The organism is Halomonas sp. ALS9, assembly GCF_001651035.1.
GTDB lineage: Bacteria > Pseudomonadota > Gammaproteobacteria > Pseudomonadales > Halomonadaceae > Vreelandella.
The window spans coordinates 1-259 of the sequence record NZ_LXRG01000203.1 but is presented as its reverse complement, the minus strand read 5'-3'; the positions used below and the strand labels follow the sequence as shown (position 1 = coordinate 259).

Annotated in this window: 1 protein-coding gene; it reads left to right on the top strand. The window is 58.7% G+C overall.

The window, feature by feature from the left end:
* On the top strand, positions 1 to 259 hold a 259-nt coding region (locus A6R74_RS22840), incomplete at both ends, for a hypothetical protein (protein WP_165603403.1).

Sequence of the window (259 nt, the reverse complement as noted above, 5' to 3'; positions counted from 1 at the left end):
GGGTGCCTCAACCGCTGAAGAGAGTAACACGCCTCGCTGGCAAGCCCTGGATGAGACGTTGCGCAGTGATCCTGAGCGTATCGTGTTAAGCGATGCCAGCGGGCTTTACTACGTGTTTGCTAACCCAGTGTCTGCCAGCCCCGGCGATACTTCTGCAAGCAACAGCCCTAAAGGCGATACCGCTGCTCGCTGGCCCTTGATCGAAGAGCGCGACCGCAACGGCTATACCACCCAGTACCGCTGGGAAGGTGACCAGTTA